The sequence below is a fragment of the Qipengyuania aquimaris genome, from assembly GCF_020171965.1.
Lineage (GTDB): Bacteria > Pseudomonadota > Alphaproteobacteria > Sphingomonadales > Sphingomonadaceae > Qipengyuania > Qipengyuania aquimaris_A.
The window spans coordinates 348,281-365,792 of sequence record NZ_JAIUZK010000002.1 but is presented as its reverse complement, the minus strand read 5'-3'; the positions used below and the strand labels follow the sequence as shown (position 1 = coordinate 365,792).

Here is a 17,512-nt window from a genome sequence, read left to right as displayed (position 1 = left end):
CCCTACTCTTCTTCCCCGAGGTCGCGCGCGACCTTGGGGTCGGACAGGAGCTGTTCGATCCGGTCCGCCTCGTCGAAGCTTTCGTCGGGCTGGAAAGAAAGCTTGGGCGCGAATTTTAGACCGAGGCGCTTGGCCACTTCCTTCTGGAAGAATGCGGTGTTCGTGCGCAATGCCTTCAACACGGCCGCCTCATCCTGGCCGAGCAAGGGTTTCACGTAAGCCTTCGCATTCCTGAGGTCCGGCGTCATCCGCACCTCGGTCACGGCGATGTTCGATGCGCGCAGCACGTCGTCATGCGCTTCGCCGCGTGCAAGAAGTTCGGACAAGATATGCCGCACCCGCTCGCCGACCTTGAGGACGCGAACGGATTGCTGTTCGGGTGTCGATTGCTGGTGCTTGGCCATCAGGCGAACTCTTCCATTTTTGCCAGAATGCGTTTGAGCGAGGTCATGTTCCGTGCCGTGCCTCGGCAGCCGAGCCGCTTCTCGATAAAACGGCCGGTGAGATCGGAAACACCGACCCCGTCCACATAGTCGAGATAGAGCACGCGGTCCCCCAGCGCGAGTCGTTCCGCCCCGCGATCTCGGTGCGCTTCGAGCAATGCCTCGAAACCACCCGCCACGGGTTGCTGCGGCAGGAAGATGGTGTGCACCATCTTGTCCGAACCTTCGCCGTGAAACGGATTGTCATCGATGGCAGAGCGAACCTCTTCGACTGTCCGCACGACGACGAAGCCGGTGATGCCGAATTCTTCCTCGATCAGCCGGGCGATCCGGCCGCGAAGCACCTCTTCTTCTTCCTCGCTGCTCAGGATGACGTTCCCGCTGGCTGCCACAGTTTCGACTTCACCGAAGCCACGGGCGCTCATGCGATCGCGCAAGTCCGCCATCTTGATGCGGTTGCCGCCGATATTGATGCTGCCGAGCAGTGCAATGCGAGTGCTCATGCCTCGCTGCCGGGGCGCGGTGTCGGAATGGCGGTGCTGGTCGAACGCGCTAGCAGGTTGCCCGCGTCGTCGAACAACTCACCCTCGAGATAGATTACACGGCGACCGCGCTTGATTACGCGGCCCTTGCCGATCAGCGGCCCAGCCATCACGGGCCGGATCAGCGTCATGGTAATGTCGAGGTTGAGCGGTGCTTCCACGTGGTCGGTGGCCCAGACATGCGCCCAGCCCATGGCTTCGTCGAGGAAGCCCGCGACCAGTCCGCCCTGCACGGTGCCACGCGGCGTGATGAAGCTGTCGGGTGCAGTGAAGCGGAGCGTGATCTCCTCACGCTCCGCGTCAAAGCTGTCAAACTCGACGCCCATCAGGTCCGCATGGGCCGCGTCCCGATTATGCTGTCTTTCGTTCACGTCTCGCGGCCCGGCAGGGGTGTCGGAAGCGCAGTGGATGTGGCCCGCGCCAGGACTTGTCCCTCGCTATCGAGCAGTTCGCCCTCAAGATAGGCGACGCGTTTGCCTGCCTTTACCACCCGCCCCTTGGCCGTAATGGGTTCGAGGGGGACCATGCGCAGGAAGGTCAAATTCATATCGAGATTGAGCGGCAGGCGAATGCCTTCTTCGCCGAACTTCGCCTGAGTCACGGCGAGCAGTGCGCCCCCCATGACCTCGTCCAGAAAACCTGCGATCAGTCCGCCCTGCACCGCGCCCCGCGGGGACGCGAAGCTCGGCGGCGGGGTAAAGCGCGTGGTAAGTTCGCCCCTTTCCTCATCGAAAGAGACGAACTCGGATCCCATCAGCTCGGCAGAGGGCGAGCGCTGGCCTTCGTAAATCCTAGCCATTCACTCGCGCTCCTTCACAGCGTGCGTTCACGCTCCTCGACCTCGAACACCTCGAGCTGGTCGCCCGGCTGGATGTCGTTGGTGTCGGCAAGGACCACACCGCATTCGAGACCGGCGCGGACTTCGTCCACGTCGTCCTTGAAACGGCGCAGCGAAGCGATGGTCGTGGCTGAGACGATGACGTCGTCGCGCGTGAGACGGGCGTGCAGCCCCTTGCGAATGACGCCTTCCTCGACCAGCAGGCCGGCGGCCTTGTCCTTCTTGCCCGAGCGGAACACTTCCTTGACTGCGGCACGGCCGACGACGTTCTCGATCCGCTCCGGACCAAGCTCGCCTGCCATCTCCTTCGCGATCTCCTCGGTCAGGTGGTAGATGACGTCGTAATACTTCATCTCCACGCCATCGCGCTTCACCAGCTCACGTGCCTTCGCATTCGGACGCACGTTGAAGCCGATAATCGGCGCATTTGAGGCAGCTGCCAGCGACACGTCGCTTTCTGTGATCGCGCCAACGCCTGCATGCAGGACGCGGACCTTGATCTCGTCGTTGGAAAGGTTGTGCAGCGCAGTCGTGATCGCCTCGACCGAACCCTGCACATCGGCCTTCACCAGTACGGGGAATTCGATGACATTCGCAGTGAGGTTGTTGAACATCGTGTCGAAGCTGGTCGGAGCAAGCGCGGTGCGCTTCTCGGTCGCCTTTTCCTGACGATATTCGGCCACTTCCCGGGCACGCTGTTCGTTCTCGACCACGGTCAGCACGTCGCCTGCGCTCGGCACGCCGCCGAGACCCAGGACTTCGACAGGCATAGAAGGACCGGCCTTCTTGATCTGCTTGCCCTGATCGTTGACGATCGCACGCACACGGCCACTTTCGGTGCCGACGACGAAGGTGTTGCCACGCTCCAGCGTACCGCGCGTGATGAGCACGGTCGCAACCGGGCCGCGTCCCTTGTCGAGCTGGGCCTCGATCACGGTGGCTTCCGCCATGCGATCGGGGTTCGCCTTCAGTTCGAGCAGTTCGGCCTGCAACGCAATCTTCTCGAGCAGTTCGTCGAGACCGGTCTTCTCCTTGGCGGAGATTTCCACGTCCTGCACATCGCCGGACAGCTTCTCGACGATGACTTCATGTTCGAGCAGGCGATTGCGGATGTTGTCCGGATTGGCTTCCGGCTTGTCCATCTTGTTGATCGCCACGATCATCGGGACGCCCGCAGCCTTGGTGTGATTGATGGCCTCGATCGTCTGCGGCATGATGCCGTCATCGGCAGCGACCACCAGGACCACGATATCGGTCACATTGGCACCGCGCTGACGCATTTCGGTGAAAGCGGCGTGGCCCGGCGTGTCGAGGAAGGTGATTTCATCACCGCCCTTGGTCTTCACCTGGTAGCTGCCGATGTGCTGCGTAATGCCGCCGGCTTCACCCTTCACCACGTTTGCGCCGCGAAGCGCGTCGAGCAGGCTGGTCTTGCCGTGGTCGACATGTCCCATGATGGTGACGACTGGAGGACGCGGCTTCAGCGTGTCTTCCGGATCGACATCCTCTTCGGCTGCGATGTCGACATCGGCTTCCGACACCTTCTGGATATTGTGGCCGAACTGTTCGACGAGCAGTTCCGCCGTATCCTGGTCGATCGTCTGGTTGACGGTGACCATCATGTCGAGATTGAAGAGCTCCTTCACGAGGTCGGCACCCTTCTCGCCCATGCGCTTGGCCAGCTCGCCGACGGTGATCGCTTCCGGGACCACGACGTCGCGGACCTGCTTTTCACGCGGCTTGTTCGAACCGCCACCCTGCAGGCGACGTTCCTTTTCACGCGCACGCTTGAGCGCGGCGAGGCTGCGTGCACGGCGGCCTTCGTCCTCGTTGAGCGCCTTGTTGACGGAAAGCTTGCCCGAACGCCGCTTGTCCGGCTTTTCTGCGGTGCGCGCGGGCTTTTCGTCCTTCTTTTTGCGTTCCGGCTTCTTGATTTCCGGACGCTTCACGGGCGTGAACTTGCGCGCAGCCGGGGTCGGGGTAGCTTCCGCTGCTTCTTCGGAAGGCGCAGCTTCTTCCGCTGCGGTCTCGGCCGGAGCTTCCTTGGCAGCCTTCTTCGCCTGCTTGGCCGCTTCTTCCTCGGCCTTGCGGTTGTCTTCGGCGCGCTTTTTCTCGTCTTCGGCAGCCTTCTTCGCCTGCTGCTCTTCGCGCTTGCGCGCTTCTTCCGCCAGCTTCAGGCGCTCTTCCTCGGCCTCGCGCTGGAGGCGAGCGACGCGTTCCTGCGGCGTTTCGGCATCGGCAGCGGGCTTCTTGGCCGCAGGCTTCTTGGCTGCGGGCGCGGGAGCGGGCGCAGGGGCCGCTTCCGGTTCGGGAGCCGGTGCAGGCGCGGGGGCAGGAGCCGCCTCGCCGGGTTTGACGAGCTTGCGGCGGCGCTTCACCTCGACCGCAACCTTGTTGGTGCGACCGTGGCTGAAGGTCTGCTTGACCTCGCCCGGCTGAGCACCCTTCAGGGTCAGCGGCTTGCGGGCAGGTTTTTTCTCTTCGTCGCTCATTCTTGCTCGTTTCTCTTCTGCGTATCGTTCGTATCGTCTTCGGCGCGCGTAGAGGCACGCCCATCGTCGGCCGGGATAGTGAGCCCCTGGTAATGCATGAGGCGCATCAAGGGTTTGCGTATCCTTGCGGCCGATGCATCGTCGGCCAAAGCGAAATGGACGACATTGTCGCGGCCCAATGCCACAGACAGTGCGTCACGGTCCAGTGGGAGTGTCCACCCTCGCATTCCCGACCCTTCGGCATCGCTGCCGACGCGCCAGGCCTGGTCCAGCTTCTTGCGCCCGTCCTCGCTCGCATCGCTGGCATGCAGCAACAGCGCCACACCTCCGTTACGGGCGGTCTCGGCAATGCGTTGCGTACCCAAGATAAGCGCTCCGACGCGCATTTCGAGACCCAGCCGGTCGAGAAATACACGGGTCAGGGCATCTTCTATCTTCGCGGGCAGATTTTCCGGTATCTCGAGATCGCCCGTCTTGAATGCGCGCGACAGCCCGCCCTTCAGCTTGCCATTCGCAAACGCCTCTTCGATCGCGGCACGGTCGCTGCATACCCAGGCCCCGCGCCCCGGCGCTTTCTCCTGCGCGTCAGGCAGGACAAGACCCGAAGGCGAGACGGCGAGGCGCACCAGCGCATCGCGCGAACCGGTTTCGCCGGTCAGCACGCAGCGCCGCTCGGGCTCCGGTTTACGGGGCCGCGAGACTTCAGCGATGTCGGGGCTCAGGCGCTCATTGGGTGGAGTCCGCATCGGCGGCCTCCTGCGTGTCGGTCGTCTCGGCAGCAGCCGGAGCTTCCTCTTCGTCTTCGAACCAGTGCGCGCGGGCAGCCATGATGATCTCGTTGCCCTGCTCTTCGGTCAGGCCGTATTCGCCGAGCACGCCGCCCTTGTCGGCTTCGCGCTGGGGGCGATCACGGCGCATCGGCGGGCCGTCCGGATTGTTGTTCCGGCGACGCGGTGCCTCACGCCGCTTGGCGATCAGTTCGTCGGTCGCAAGATCGGCGACATCGTCGAGCGTCTTGAGACCTGCCTTGCCGAGCGTGACGAGCATCGCTTCGGTCATGTGCGGCAGTTCGGCAAGGTCGTCTTCGACACCCAATTCGCGGCGTGCCTCGCGGTGCGCAGCTTCCTGGCGATCGAGTGCTTCCTTGGCGCGGTTCTGGAGTTCTTCCGCCAGCTCCTCGTCGAAGCCTTCGATGCTCGCGAGCTCTTCCAGCTCGACGTAAGCGACTTCTTCCAGGTCCGCGAAACCTTCGGCAACCAGCAGCTGCGAAAGCGTTTCGTCGACGTCCAGTTCGGCTTCGAACATGTTCGAGCGCTCGGCGAATTCCTTCTGGCGCTTCTCCGAGGCTTCTTCCTCGGTCATGATGTCGATCTGGTTGCCGGTCAGCTGGCTGGCGAGACGCACGTTCTGGCCGCGGCGGCCAATGGCCAGCGAAAGCTGGTCGTCGGGCACGACGACTTCGATGCGACCGTCTTCCTCGTCGAGCACGACGCGGCTGACGGTGGCCGGCTGGAGCGCGTTCACGATGAAGGTCGCGCCGTCATCGCTCCACGGGATAATGTCGATCTTCTCGCCCTGCAGTTCCTGCACGACGGCCTGGACGCGGCTACCCTTCATGCCGACGCAGGCGCCGACGGGGTCGATGCTGCTGTCATGGCTGATGACGCCGATCTTGGCGCGGCTGCCCGGATCGCGGGCAGCGGCCTTGATCTCGATGATGCCGTCGTAGATTTCGGGCACTTCCTGCGCGAACAGCTTGCGCATGAAATCGGGGTGCGCACGGCTGAGGAAGATCTGCGGGCCGCGGTTGTTACGCTCCACCTTGGTGATGAGCGCACGGACACGCTCGCCGACACGGGCGGCTTCACGCGGGATCTGCTGGTCGCGGCGGATGACGCCTTCGGCGCGGCCGAGATTGACGATCACGTGGCCGAATTCGACCGACTTGATGACGCCGGTGATGACTTCGCCTGCGCGATCCTTGAATTCTTCGTACTGACGCTCACGCTCGGCATCGCGGACCTTCTGGAAGATCACCTGCTTGGCCGACTGCGCGTCGATGCGGCCGAGATCGACCGGGGGCAGGGGATCGACGATGAAGTCGCCGATCTTGGCGTCCTTCTCCAGCTTCTGCGCAGCCTTGAGATCGACCTGCTTGAAGTAGTCTTCCACTTCTTCGACGACCTCGACGACACGCCACAGGCGAAGGTCGCCGGTCTGCGGGTCGAGCTTTGCACGGATATCGTTTTCTGCACCGTAGCGGTTGCGGGCAGACTTCTGGATCGCCTCTTCCATCGCTTCGATCACGATGGATTTGTCGATCATCTTTTCCGATGCGACGGCATTTGCAATCGCGAGGAGTTCAGCCTTGTTGGCGGAAATGGCACTGGCCATCAGTCGTCTGCCTTTTCTTCTTCGATGTCGTCGGCACCGCTCGTATCGAGCGGCTGGGTGGCGGCAATGAGCGCGTCGGTCAAGACGAGCTTTGCCGAATGGATCTGGTGGCGGTCGAGACGTACCTCGCCCGCCTTGGCATCCACGATGAGAACCTCATCGCCTTCAATGCCCTTCAATTCGCCCTTGTAGGTGCGCTGGCCGTCGAAGCCATTGTCCATGGAGATCTTGGCTTCGTGTCCGGCCCAGTTGGCAAAATCCTTGGGACGGGTCAGCGGACGGTCGATACCGGGCGAGCTGACTTCGAGGTGATAGGCACCTTCGACCAGCACGTCGCCCTGCTCTTCCAGCTCGTCGATCCGGTCGGAGACGCGGCGCGAGAGCGCGGCGCATTGTTCGATCACCAGCTGGCCCGTCGCCGGGTCTTCGGCCATGATCTGCAATGCCATCCCGCCATCACCGGCTTCGGACGGCATCATCTTGACGCGCACGAGATCGAAACCCAGCGCATTCGCTTCGGGTTCGATGACTTCGGTCAAGCGGTCGATATCGGCCATTCATACTCCGGTTCGGACTTGCATTGCGACAACGGGGTTCGGTGCCGGCCCCTTTCGGCGCCAGCCCTTCAAAGTTGCGACAATGTCGGGATGCGAGGGGAGATAGGTGCGAGTCCCTCAAAAAGCAAGAAATAAGAAAAGGGGCCCGGCACGACACCGGACCCCTCCCCTTTTTGACTGCGTGGGTCGACTTAGTTGACTACGCCGATCACGTCCGGATTGCCGTCCGGATCGCCATTGACGCGGCCGCCATTGCCGACATTGCCCTGAAGCAGGATGCCGGCGAAGTGCGGGGTCGCCATCGATGTGCCGCTAATGGTGTTGTAGCCGCCACCGGTCCAGGTCGACTTGATCGACGAACCCGGCTCTGCGTAATCGACCGGCGGGTTGCCGTAGTTCGAGAAGCTCGACCAGTTGTCGCCGATCGCGAACGAGGAAATCGTGTAGACGTTCGGGCCGTTTGCACGCGCCGGCGAGTGGTTGTTCGCGTGGTCGCGCTCGTTACCCGCAGCAATCGCGAAGCGAACGCCGCCAGCCGCAGCATTGATGACTGCCTGGTCGAGCGCGGTGCTGACACCGCCGCCGAGGCTCATGTTGGCAACATCGCCCGGCTGGCCGTACTGCGCGACATAGTCGATGCCCGCAATCACGCCCGAGTTCGAACCCGAACCGCGACGGTCGAGAACGCGCACTGCAACAACCGGAGCGCCCGGTGCGACGCCGATCACGCCGATGTTGTTGTCGACTGCCGCGATCGTGCCGGCGACGTGAGTACCGTGGCCGTTCTGGTCGCCTGCATCGCCGCGCACGAAGCTGCGCGAACGCGCTACGTCGACATTGAGATCGGGATGGTCGAGTTCGATCCCGCTATCGATGACCCATGCGGTAGCGAAGTTGCCGGGCGCACCGCCGCCGACGCGGGCGATACCCCAGGGCGTTTCCTGCGGAGGCTGCGCACCGCCGCCGTTACCGCCCGGCTTACCCTTCTTCGCACCCGGAGCCATTGCGCGAACCTGGATAGCGGTGACGACCTGGTCCTGCTCGCAATAGGCGATGTTGGGATTGTTGCGCTTCATGTTCTCGATTGCCTGCGGAGCGGCATTGACCGCAAAACCGCGCAGGGCGACCGAGTAGACGTGCTTTACCTGGGCAGCACTGGCCTGGGCGGCGCGATTGGCTTCTGCCTTGGCATTGCCGCGCGAAACCGACTTGTCGAATACGCAAATGTAGCTGTTGGCGATCTTTTCGCCCGCCTTCGCTTGGGCCGGTGCGGCGACAGCCAGCATAGGAAGAGCCGCGAGCACGGCCAGAGTCTTAGCTTTCATGAATAATCCCTCCAAAAGTCTCAGCAGCACGCGACCCGTGCTGGACTGATGGGTTGGAGGTGTAACCGGATGAAAAGACCTGTCGAGAGGGTCAGAACTAAGAAAAATAGTAAATTTCGGCTTTATCGACAAATTGTTGCATTTAGGAGACGAATTGATCTCCACTTTGATTTAGGCCGAAAAGTATTATCGTCGGAAGCATTTCCAACGAGCCAAATCCAGAGTACTTTTTACTTGACGAGCGCCTTCTGCGAGGCGTGCGACCCTACTCTTCGATCTCCCCCGAAGCTTGTGTTTCTAATTCGTTATTTGCATCGCGTTGTTCGAACCGGCGATGGCGCACGATCCTTGGCGTGATGACGATGTACAATTCGGTAGTGGTGCTTGTGGACCGCTCGTTGCGGAAAGCTGCACCGATCAGCGGTATGTCACCGAGAAGCGGGATCTTCGACTTGGTCGTCAGGACGTTTTCCTGCGTCAGGCCGCCGATAACGAAGGTTTCTCCGTCACGCACCGAAGCGCTGGTCTCCGCCTCCCGCTGGCTGATAGTGGGATAGCCCTGGCTGAAGCCCGTCACACTCGACACGACGCCATAGATCTTCGAGGTGATGTACCCGTCCGTGCTCACGCGCGGGGCAATCTGCAGCGTGACGCCGACGTTCACATACTGGACCTGCTGGGACACGCCGTTCACGCCCGACAGCTGGATCGAGGTGAGGATCGGCAGGGCATCGCCCGTGATTATCTTGGCCGTAGAACCGCTTTGCGCAGCGATCCTCGGGCGCGAGACGATGCGCCCCTCGCCCTTTTGTATCTGCGCATAGATTGCGGCCTGCAATTGACCGGAAGGCAGGACGTCATTGGGATCGACCCCGAACGGCAAGAAGCCGCCGGTCGCCAGATTGCCGACGGCGATCTGCCCATTGGAATTGGTGAAATCGATTCCGAGATTGCGCGCGCCGTTCTCGGTCAGCTCCACGAACTGCGTTTCCAGGATCACGCTGTCCACCGGGACGTCGATCAGTTCGATCTGGCGCTTAACCCGCTCGATCCGCTCGGGCGTGCCGGTAATCCAGATCGCGTTGAGGCGGCGGTCCACCGCGAGGCCGTTGCCGACATTCTGTCCCAGCGGCTGGTCGTCGCGCTCGGCCTGCTGTGGCGCGCCTATGTAGCTGGTCGACTGGTTCGCGCCGGGAGACCCGAAACCGGGCTCACGGCGGATGAAGACATCGTTGGGCGCGATCTCCGCCCCTTCGGCGAGCAGGCCGACGATCTCCGACACGTCGGCATATTTTAGGAACACCAGCTCGTAGGAATCGCCGGGCTGGTAACTGTCGACCGGCCCGCGCTGCAATTCCTGCTGCGGCACCACCTCTTCGCCATCCGAGCCGATCGGGCGTGTGCCGATCGTTTCCTCGTCGCTCACCATCTCGACGCGCACTTGAACCGCGTTGTTGCCCATCTGCTCGGCCCGGATGCGCGAAGGGCGCGCCGTGTCGAACCTGAGGACGAGGCTGCTGCCTTCGGTCACGAATTGCAGGGAGCGCACGAGGCCGCGATAGCTTTGCCGGTCGGGCACCCGACCGACCTTGAGCGTCGTTGCCATGACAAGTTCTGGTCTGGTGGGGTTCTTGTCGATGGTCGCTACGCGCGGTTCGGCGGGCGAAAAGCGCAGCATGAAGGTTGCCGCGCCCTCATCTTCCGAAACCAGCCGCACTTCTTCCAGAACGGAGGGCACGACCTGTGCCGAAGCGGTGGCGAGCGGCCACACGGCTGCAATCGCTGCAAGCAACGCCAGAATGGCAAAAGGTATACGGTGCCCTGCGACCCGGGCGTGAACCGCCATCATTATTCGAAAAATTCCCAGTCCCTGGGTGCAGGCATATCGAACATTGCCCGCGCGGCAATAGGGTTTTCGGAATATTCCCCCGCCTGTGGCCGGTTTGCGACAGGATGAGCGGGACCAGCCGGACGGATTACTCTTCCATCAATCCATGCTTCTTGATCGCATGGCGCAACTGATCGTAGCTGAGACTCAGGGCCTTGGCCGTCTGCCGCTGGTTCCAGCGATGCTTGCCGAGCGCGTGCTCGAGGATCGTGCGTTCGTGCTGGTCCACCGCAGCCTTTAGGTCTTCGACCTGGTCGAGATCAGGCGCGACCTGGGCGGCGGGCTGCGCGGACTGCTGGGCCGGCTCCTTCGTCGGTGTCGTCGGCGAGATCGGCTTCCAGGGGCTGTCGAATGGGTCGAACTGGACATGGCCGATAGGCGTGTCCCAATCATCCCAGCGATAGACCGCGCGCTCGACCACATTGCGCAGTTCGCGCACATTGCCGGGCCAGGGATGCTCTTCCAGCTCCTTCGCGACATGCTCGGCAAAGCCCGGCCAGGCTTCCCAGCCGAGCTCTGCGCCCATGCGGCGGCCGAAATAGTCCGCCAGCACACCGATATCCCCTTCGCGCACACGCAGGGGAGGAAGCGTGATGACCTCGAAACTGAGCCGGTCGAGTAGGTCGGCACGAAACTCCCCGCGCTCTGCCTTGGCCGGGAGGTCTTCGTTGGTCGCTGCCACGATCCTTACATCCACACGCATGGGTCGCGACGAACCGATCCGCGTGACTTCGCCATATTCGACCGCCCTCAGCAGCCGCTCTTGTGCGCCCATCGACAAAGTGCCCAGTTCGTCGAGGAACAGAGTACCCTTGTCGGCTTCCTCGAACCTTCCGGCCCGTTGTTTGGTAGCACCGGTAAAGGCTCCGGCCTCGTGACCGAACAGCTCAGCTTCGATGAGCGTTTCGGGCAAGGCGGCGCAGTTCATGGTGACGAGCGGCTCGTCCCAACGAGTGGACAGGCGATGCAGGCGCTCGGCGATCAGTTCCTTGCCGGTCCCGCGCTCCCCGATGACCAGCACGGGGCGTCGCATAGGCGCAGCACGGCTGGTGCGCTCGACCGCGTCGAGGAAAGCGCCGGACTGCCCGATAAACTGATTTTCCCGCTCCATGGCCAATAGATAGGGAATTTTCCCAAGGGTTGGCAATACCCGCCACGATGCTGTTTGTCGAAAAATGCAAAGCCACGTATTTTCAATAGTTTGTGCATTTTGGCACGCCCTTTGCTGAACACAGGACAACAACGAATTCCAGTCCAGGGAGGACAATCATGTACGACCGCAAATTCTTCCAGACCCAGCTCGGACAAGCTGCCCTTGCCAGCATCGCGGCCATGACGGCCTTCGTCGTGCTGAGCTCGCAGATTTCCCTGACCAGCCCGGTCGCGGTCGTCGCATCCTACGAACAGGTAGAAATCGCGTGACCGACAATACCCCCCTCGGGCCGGAGCGCACTAGTCCCGACGCTTCGGCCCGTCCCCCCAAACCGCACGGCAAGCGCCTTGCACGGATCGATCGCGAAGCGCAGCGCGCAAGAGATTGGACCAATCCCGAAACAGTGAATACGAAGATCAACGAATTTTTCTCAACCGGAGCACCCTTGATGGGCATTTTCAGCAGAACCCGCGATATCGTCGCCGCCAATTTCAACGACATGCTCGACAAGGCGGATGATCCGCAGAAGATGATCCGCATGATCATCCTCGAGATGGAGGAAACTCTGGTGGAAGTCCGCGCGAGCGCGGCACGCACGATCGCGGACCAGAAGGAAATGCACCGTCACACGGTCAAGCTGGACAAGCTCCAGGCCGACTGGGGCGAAAAGGCGGCCCTCGCGCTATCGAAGGATCGCGAAGATCTCGCCCGCGCAGCCCTCGTCGAGAAGAAGAAGGCTGCCGACATGAGCGACCAGCTCAAGCAGGAGATCTCCGTGCTCGACGACGCGCTGCGCGCTTACGAGCAGGACATCCAGAAGCTGCAGAACCGCCTGCGCGAAGCCCGCAGCCGCCAGACTGCGATCGCCGCCCGCCTGGAAAGCGCGGAGAACCGGGTCAAGCTGCGCAGCCTGATGACCGAAGACCGCGTCGACGATGCGCTCAGCCGCTTCGACCAGCTCGAACGCCGCGTCGACTATGCCGAAGGCCGCGCCGAAGCGCTGTCCATCTCCGATGGCAGCAAGCAGCCGAGCCTTTCCGACGAGATTGCCGCGCTCGAAGGCGCCGATGCGATCGACGATGAACTTGAACAGATGAAGAAAGCGCTCGGCAAGTCCGACGCGAAGAAGGAGGACTGATCCATGGACGAGATTTTTGCAATCGTGGCGATCTTCATCGCCCTCCCGTGGATCGTCCTGCACTACATCACGAAGTGGAAGACGTCCGCCACCATCACCACCGATGATGAAGCGCTGCTGGAAGAGCTCTACAATCTCGCCAAGCGCCTCGATGACCGGATGGACACTGTCGAGCGGCTCGTCGCTTCCGACAACCCCGAATTCCGCCCCGCCCGCCTCGTCCATGACAGCGAGCAGGACAATGAACAGCTGCGCGAACTCGAACAGCTGATTGCCGAGAAAAAAGGAGCAGCAAAGTGAACTCCCCCCGCACCACTCTCTATCGTGACAAGCAGAATGCGAAGTTCATGGGGGTTCTCTCCGGCATCGCGGATTACACCGGCGTCAACGCCCTGTGGATCCGCTTGGGCTTCCTGATCCTGGCCGTCTCGATGGGCTGGCCGATCCTCGCGTACTTCGTTGCCGGCATCCTGCTAAACAAGAAGCCCGCGCATCTCTACTCCGAGCCTGCCGAACAGAAGTACTGGCAGGGCGTACGGCAGAACCCGAAGCGTACGGCCCGCGAAATCCGCGGCAAGATGAAGGATATCGACCGCCGCCTCGCCGACGTCGAAACCTTCTACGTCAGCAACAATCCGCGCCTCACGGCCGAAATCGAGCGCCTGCGCTAAAGCCGGGCCGAGGGGAGAGGAAATATGGATCCCGCGCTTTTGATACCGATCCTGGCGCTGAGCATCCCGATCGTCGCGATCTGGACCAAGCACCAGCAAAAGCTCGCCGAGATGAATGTCCAGACTACCGCGCAGGCTACTGCCGAACAGGCGGCGCAATACGCCAGCAAGGTGCAGCAACTCGAAGACCGCGTTCAGGTGCTCGAGCGGATCGTGACCGACAAGGGATACGATGTCGCCACCCAGATCGAAGCCCTGCGCGACCAGCGCCGCGTCGATGACGAAGGCACCGGCGTTCCATTGGGGACGCTGAACAGGGAGAAAGCATGATGGAATTCTTCACCGAAACCGCAATCATCGCCGGTGTGGCCATCATGACGGGCGGCTGGGTGGCAACAACCTGGTTGCGAATTAAGAACGGCTATCCGCTGGAGAACAGCTGGGGCAAGTCGGTCTATCCCAAGAATGACCAGGCGGTGGAGCGGGTCAAGCTGCTCACCCAGGAAAACGCCGAACTGCGCGCCGAACTGGGTTCGCTGAAAGACCGCCTCGGCAATGTCGAGCGCATTGTAACCGACAGCGGCTATCACCTGACCAACGAGATCGACCGTCTTCGCGACAAGTCGGAGGCGAACTGATGGATCCGAACCTGTTTCTGATTTTCGGCTTCGTCCTGATTGCGGCGCTGCTGGCCATGACCACCGGTATTCTCATCCATCGGCGCCAGGTCGAGCATGAAGAACGCCGTGCAGAGCTCAAGGTGCGAGAAGCCGAGGCGAAGGCCCAGGAGGCACGCTACTCCAACGGCGATTACAGCAAGATCGAAGAACGCCTCCGCGTTCTCGAACGCATCGCGACCGACAGCAATCACGCCTTGGCTTCGCAGATCGACGAGCTTCGCGACCTCCACGCAATCGAGGACCGCACCCCGGCGAACGAGGCAGCGCGATGAGCTTCTGGACCGCCATTTTTTTGATCGTCCTCGTGATTGCGATCGCAGAGGTGTTCAAGGCCAAGTACCGGTCGGAGAAAGGCATCACGCGCGATTACATGGGGAACGAAAAATTCGCCGAGTCGAAGGACGATCCTGCGGCCCAGCGTGAACTCGAAGACCTGCGCGAACGCATTAAGGTGCTGGAGCGCATCGCCACCGACGGCAATTCGCTCGACGCGAAAGAAACGCGGCGGATTTCCGCCGAGATCGAAGCCCTGCGCGACAAGCAGGTCGAAAAGGACAACTGAGGACCATCCGGGTTCAAGGAGGACATGGGGAAATGTTCGAACCGACACTCATTATTGCAGGCGCCGCGTTGATCGGCCTGGTCATCGTTGCCGGCGCCCTGCTGAGGGCATGGCACGACTGGATCGAGTTCAAGCGTAGCCAGCTCGATCATGATGCACCTGCCCGCGAGGACACGGGAAGCGCCATGGGGGCAGCGCGCATCGAACTTGCGGACCTGCGCGAGCGGATCAAGAAGCTCGAGGCGATTGCCAGCGGGGTCGACCTGTGAGCGCGACCAACAATGCAGCGCAGGCCGGTATCGGCCTGGGCAGCGCGATCGCCGTCGCCATCAGCTGGAGCCAGCACGAATCCATCCTGTGGGCGATCCTCCAGGGATTTTTCGGCTGGTTCTATGTGATTTACTACGCATTCACCCGCCCGGGAGGGCTGGTCGGCTGAGCGCAATGGACGCCGCCCGAATAGCTGGCTAGATGCCGCCGCCATGCGTTCACTCGATGACATTGCCGAAGAATACGACTTCCTCGAAGGCGACGAGCGGTATCGCCTGCTGATCGAACTCGGGCGGGATCTCGAACCCATGCCCGATCCCCTCAAGACCGACGCCACGCTTGTGCGCGGATGTTCGGCGGCGGTCTGGGTCTATCCGACGGGCAATGCCGACCAGCTGCATTTCCTGGCCGACAGCAATGCCGCAATCACCAAGGGTATCGTGGCTCTCGTGATCTCGGCCGTCCAGGACAAGCCGGCCCGCGAGGTGGCGCAGATGGACATCGCTGCCGCTCTCGATCCCTTCGATCTCAAGAACCAGCTCTCCAGCAACCGCACGCAAGGTGTGCCCAACATGATCGCGCTCGTGCAGGAGCATGCCGCCCGGATCGCGGCCTCCTAGAATGCGGCGCCACATCTATCGCGCATGTGGTTTCCTGTTCGTCGGACTGGGGGCCATCGGGGCGTTTCTCCCGATCATGCCGACAGTGCCATTCCTGTTGCTGGCGGTCTATTTCTTCGCCCGCTCCAGCCCGGAGCTCGAACAGAAAATCCTTGATCACCCGACGTGGGGGCCCCAGGTGCGCGACTGGCGTGAGCGCCGCGCAATCAGCCGCAGGGCAAAGACAATGGCGATCGGTGCCATGGCGACGGGCGCTGTCGTCACCTGGTATACGTTGGGAGCACCCTGGTACTACATTTCCATCGCCATTCTCGTGATCGCCGGGACCTGGATCGCCACTCGAAACGAATAGGCGCTTTCAGGAACGCGATGCAATTCAGTCCGTTAGGGTAACATACGGATGGGAGGGTCGACCGAAAGGAACACTCTCAAATGGCAATTCTCATTCTCATCGCCACGATCCTGCTTCCCCCGCTCGGCGTCGCTGCCAAGCATGGGCTCGGCGGCACCACGTTGCTCAATGTCGTGCTGACCCTGCTGGGCTTTATCCCGGGACTGATCCACGGCCTGTATGTGAACTACGCCCGCTAAGCGGCACAGACCGACTAGAAAACGAAGCGCCGGGGCCTCAGGCTCCGGCGCTTTCGCGTACGGTGGCGATACCCGCTTCCTTCTGGCGCTTGAGTTCAGCCTTCAGCTTGGCCGGATCGCGCGCAAGGACGAAACCGAAGCTCACCCCGCCTTCCTTGCCGATGGTCGCATGGTGCAGCTTGTGCGCCTGGACCAGCCGCTTGGCGTAGCCTTTCTTGGGCACCCAGCGAAAATAGCGCTGATGCACCAGCCCGTCGTGAACGAAGGTGTAGATGAGGCCATAGCAGGTGATCCCGAAGGCAATCCACCACAAGAGGTCCGACCAGACATAACCGACGGCGAACATCGCGAAGACGATGGTGCCGAACGTCACCGCGTAGAGATCGTTCTTTTCCAGGACATTGTCATGCGGTTCGTGATGGTCGCGGTGCCAGCCCCAGCCCCATCCGTGCATGATGTATTTGTGCGCCCACCAGGCAAACAGCTCCATCCCGGCGATCGACAGGAAAACAGTAAGGAGGATGGCGGGAATGCTCACTTGGAAATCTCTGGCAGCGACATGGTCTTTCTGGCGCGGGGCAGGCCCCACCATGGGACATGCGGCGCGAGGTGGTGTTCGTGATGATAGCCGAAATGGAAACAGCTGGCGAGCGATGCAAGGCTTGAGAAGCCATCGCTGCGTGCATTGTGCCGGTCGGCAAAGCCGACGTCGTCGTGTCGATGTGGGCGATAGGTGCCGAAGTAGAACAGCTGCAACGAGGAAGCGATTGCGGGTGCCCCGTAGAGCAGCACGATCTTGAGGGCCGATATGGAGAATACGGCCCAGTATATCGTCACCACGCTGCTGACGAACAGCACCGACTGCCAGCCGAAATAGCGTTTCAGGAAGGTGCCGTACCACGGCCAGAACCGCGTCGGGTGGTCGGCGCTAAAATCGGGATCGTCCACAGTGCCCGGAGCCTTGTGGTGCGCGAAGTGAGCATCGCGCATCTTGCGCCAGCCGAACCCTGCATAGAGAAACAGCAGCGCTCCGCCGATCAACCCGTTGAGCCGCCCGCCGCCCGGCGCGAGCGATCCGTGCATCGCATCATGGCTGACGATGAAAAGGCCGACCGACAGCCAGCACTGCACGACCGCCATCGCCAGAGCGAGTGGGAGCGTCTGCCAGGTGAGCTCGAACACGAACATGGCGAAGAGGTGAAGCGACAGCCAGCCTGCGAAAATGGCGAAAGCCAGCGCAAGGCCGATCGCGGCCTGCCGCCCGTTGCCGGTTGTCATGTTCGGGGATGCGCCCATGCAGCGGTTGTACCCTGTACCGACCGCTCAGGACAAGCGGTTCGCGCAGGCT

26 protein-coding genes are annotated in these 17,512 nt (G+C 62.0%); 13 read left to right on the top strand and 13 right to left on the bottom strand.

Annotated features, from left to right (window positions below; translation table 11 throughout):
- Window positions 1–2: 2 nt before the first annotated feature.
- The 11 genes from rbfA to pspF form a co-directional block, all read right to left on the bottom strand.
- Window positions 3–404, bottom strand: coding sequence for a 30S ribosome-binding factor RbfA (gene rbfA, locus LCM24_RS09395; protein ID WP_224803775.1), 402 nt, complete (start codon window positions 402–404; stop codon window positions 3–5).
- A complete protein-coding gene (locus LCM24_RS09390; protein WP_224803774.1) occupies window positions 404–946 on the bottom strand; it encodes a DUF1697 domain-containing protein in 543 nt (180 codons plus the stop codon). The genes rbfA and LCM24_RS09390 overlap by 1 nt, the downstream gene beginning before the upstream one ends.
- Window positions 943–1,356 carry a PaaI family thioesterase gene (locus LCM24_RS09385; protein WP_318247366.1) on the bottom strand — a complete coding sequence of 138 codons (414 nt, stop codon included), beginning with the start codon at window positions 1,354–1,356 and terminating at the stop codon, window positions 943–945. The genes LCM24_RS09390 and LCM24_RS09385 overlap by 4 nt, the downstream gene beginning before the upstream one ends.
- A complete protein-coding gene (locus LCM24_RS09380) occupies window positions 1,353–1,784 on the bottom strand; it encodes a PaaI family thioesterase (protein WP_224803773.1) in 432 nt (143 codons plus the stop codon). The genes LCM24_RS09385 and LCM24_RS09380 overlap by 4 nt, the downstream gene beginning before the upstream one ends.
- Window positions 1,785–1,798: 14 nt before the next feature.
- A complete protein-coding gene (infB, locus tag LCM24_RS09375; protein WP_224803772.1) occupies window positions 1,799–4,315 on the bottom strand; it encodes a translation initiation factor IF-2 in 2,517 nt (838 codons plus the stop codon).
- Complete coding sequence (locus LCM24_RS09370; protein WP_224803771.1) at window positions 4,312–5,061, bottom strand: DUF448 domain-containing protein; 750 nt, start codon at window positions 5,059–5,061, stop codon at window positions 4,312–4,314. Before LCM24_RS09370 ends, infB begins: the two co-directional genes overlap by 4 nt.
- Window positions 5,042–6,709 carry a transcription termination factor NusA gene (gene nusA / locus LCM24_RS09365; RefSeq protein WP_090481857.1) on the bottom strand — a complete coding sequence of 556 codons (1,668 nt, stop codon included), beginning with the start codon at window positions 6,707–6,709 and terminating at the stop codon, window positions 5,042–5,044. Before nusA ends, LCM24_RS09370 begins: the two co-directional genes overlap by 20 nt.
- On the bottom strand, window positions 6,709–7,266 hold the full coding sequence (rimP, locus tag LCM24_RS09360; RefSeq protein WP_224803770.1) for a ribosome maturation protein RimP: 558 nt from the start codon (window positions 7,264–7,266) through the stop codon (window positions 6,709–6,711). Before rimP ends, nusA begins: the two co-directional genes overlap by 1 nt.
- Window positions 7,267–7,457: 191 nt before the next feature.
- On the bottom strand, window positions 7,458–8,591 hold the full coding sequence (locus LCM24_RS09355; RefSeq protein WP_224803769.1) for a S8 family serine peptidase: 1,134 nt from the start codon (window positions 8,589–8,591) through the stop codon (window positions 7,458–7,460).
- A 265-nt stretch (window positions 8,592–8,856) separates the two neighbouring features.
- Entirely contained in the window at window positions 8,857–10,362 is a 1,506-nt protein-coding gene (locus LCM24_RS09350; RefSeq protein WP_224803768.1) for a type II secretion system protein GspD, read from the bottom strand.
- Window positions 10,363–10,567: 205 nt separating this feature from the next.
- Window positions 10,568–11,590, bottom strand: a complete 1,023-nt coding sequence (pspF, locus tag LCM24_RS09345; RefSeq protein ID WP_224803767.1) for a phage shock protein operon transcriptional activator — start codon at window positions 11,588–11,590, stop codon at window positions 10,568–10,570.
- Window positions 11,591–11,748: 158 nt separating this feature from the next.
- Between pspF and LCM24_RS09340 the strand changes: the two genes are divergently transcribed.
- From LCM24_RS09340 to LCM24_RS09280, 13 genes are all read left to right on the top strand, one after another.
- Window positions 11,749–11,901 carry a hypothetical protein gene (locus LCM24_RS09340; protein WP_199800090.1) on the top strand — a complete coding sequence of 51 codons (153 nt, stop codon included), beginning with the start codon at window positions 11,749–11,751 and terminating at the stop codon, window positions 11,899–11,901.
- An 86-nt stretch (window positions 11,902–11,987) separates the two neighbouring features.
- Window positions 11,988–12,770, top strand: a complete 783-nt coding sequence (gene pspA / locus LCM24_RS09335) for a phage shock protein PspA (protein WP_412093801.1) — start codon at window positions 11,988–11,990, stop codon at window positions 12,768–12,770.
- A 3-nt stretch (window positions 12,771–12,773) separates the two neighbouring features.
- Window positions 12,774–13,070 carry an envelope stress response membrane protein PspB gene (pspB, locus tag LCM24_RS09330; protein WP_090481842.1) on the top strand — a complete coding sequence of 99 codons (297 nt, stop codon included), beginning with the start codon at window positions 12,774–12,776 and terminating at the stop codon, window positions 13,068–13,070.
- Entirely contained in the window at window positions 13,067–13,441 is a 375-nt protein-coding gene (gene pspC, locus LCM24_RS09325) for an envelope stress response membrane protein PspC (RefSeq protein WP_090481839.1), read from the top strand. The genes pspB and pspC overlap by 4 nt, the downstream gene beginning before the upstream one ends.
- A 24-nt stretch (window positions 13,442–13,465) precedes the next feature.
- Window positions 13,466–13,771, top strand: coding sequence for a hypothetical protein (locus tag LCM24_RS09320; protein WP_224803765.1), 306 nt, complete (start codon window positions 13,466–13,468; stop codon window positions 13,769–13,771).
- Complete coding sequence (locus LCM24_RS09315; protein ID WP_224804928.1) at window positions 13,771–14,079, top strand: hypothetical protein; 309 nt, start codon at window positions 13,771–13,773, stop codon at window positions 14,077–14,079. Before LCM24_RS09320 ends, LCM24_RS09315 begins: the two co-directional genes overlap by 1 nt.
- Window positions 14,079–14,393 (top strand): hypothetical protein, encoded by a 315-nt coding sequence (locus LCM24_RS09310; RefSeq protein WP_224803764.1) that lies wholly within the window; start codon window positions 14,079–14,081, stop codon window positions 14,391–14,393. Before LCM24_RS09315 ends, LCM24_RS09310 begins: the two co-directional genes overlap by 1 nt.
- The gene (locus tag LCM24_RS09305; protein WP_224803763.1) at window positions 14,390–14,683 is read left to right on the top strand and encodes a hypothetical protein; all 294 of its coding nucleotides are present in this window, start codon (window positions 14,390–14,392) and stop codon (window positions 14,681–14,683) included. Before LCM24_RS09310 ends, LCM24_RS09305 begins: the two co-directional genes overlap by 4 nt.
- Window positions 14,684–14,715: 32 nt before the next feature.
- Window positions 14,716–14,952, top strand: coding sequence for a hypothetical protein (locus LCM24_RS09300; RefSeq protein WP_090481825.1), 237 nt, complete (start codon window positions 14,716–14,718; stop codon window positions 14,950–14,952).
- Window positions 14,949–15,122, top strand: a complete 174-nt coding sequence (locus tag LCM24_RS09295; RefSeq protein ID WP_177201893.1) for a hypothetical protein — start codon at window positions 14,949–14,951, stop codon at window positions 15,120–15,122. Before LCM24_RS09300 ends, LCM24_RS09295 begins: the two co-directional genes overlap by 4 nt.
- A gap of 43 nt (window positions 15,123–15,165) precedes the next feature.
- Entirely contained in the window at window positions 15,166–15,573 is a 408-nt protein-coding gene (locus LCM24_RS09290; protein ID WP_224803762.1) for a SufE family protein, read from the top strand.
- Between the two features lies 1 nt (window position 15,574).
- Window positions 15,575–15,925 carry a YbaN family protein gene (locus LCM24_RS09285; RefSeq protein ID WP_224803761.1) on the top strand — a complete coding sequence of 117 codons (351 nt, stop codon included), beginning with the start codon at window positions 15,575–15,577 and terminating at the stop codon, window positions 15,923–15,925.
- 80 nt (window positions 15,926–16,005) lie between these two features.
- Window positions 16,006–16,164 carry a YqaE/Pmp3 family membrane protein gene (locus LCM24_RS09280; protein ID WP_090481816.1) on the top strand — a complete coding sequence of 53 codons (159 nt, stop codon included), beginning with the start codon at window positions 16,006–16,008 and terminating at the stop codon, window positions 16,162–16,164.
- Window positions 16,165–16,201: 37 nt separating this feature from the next.
- On the opposite strand, the gene LCM24_RS09275 is transcribed toward LCM24_RS09280, so the two are convergent.
- Both LCM24_RS09275 and LCM24_RS09270 read right to left on the bottom strand, forming a co-directional pair.
- Complete coding sequence (locus tag LCM24_RS09275) at window positions 16,202–16,702, bottom strand: sterol desaturase family protein (protein WP_224803760.1); 501 nt, start codon at window positions 16,700–16,702, stop codon at window positions 16,202–16,204.
- Window positions 16,699–17,460 (bottom strand): fatty acid desaturase, encoded by a 762-nt coding sequence (locus LCM24_RS09270; RefSeq protein ID WP_224803759.1) that lies wholly within the window; start codon window positions 17,458–17,460, stop codon window positions 16,699–16,701. The genes LCM24_RS09275 and LCM24_RS09270 overlap by 4 nt, the downstream gene beginning before the upstream one ends.
- Window positions 17,461–17,512: the final 52 nt, after the last annotated feature.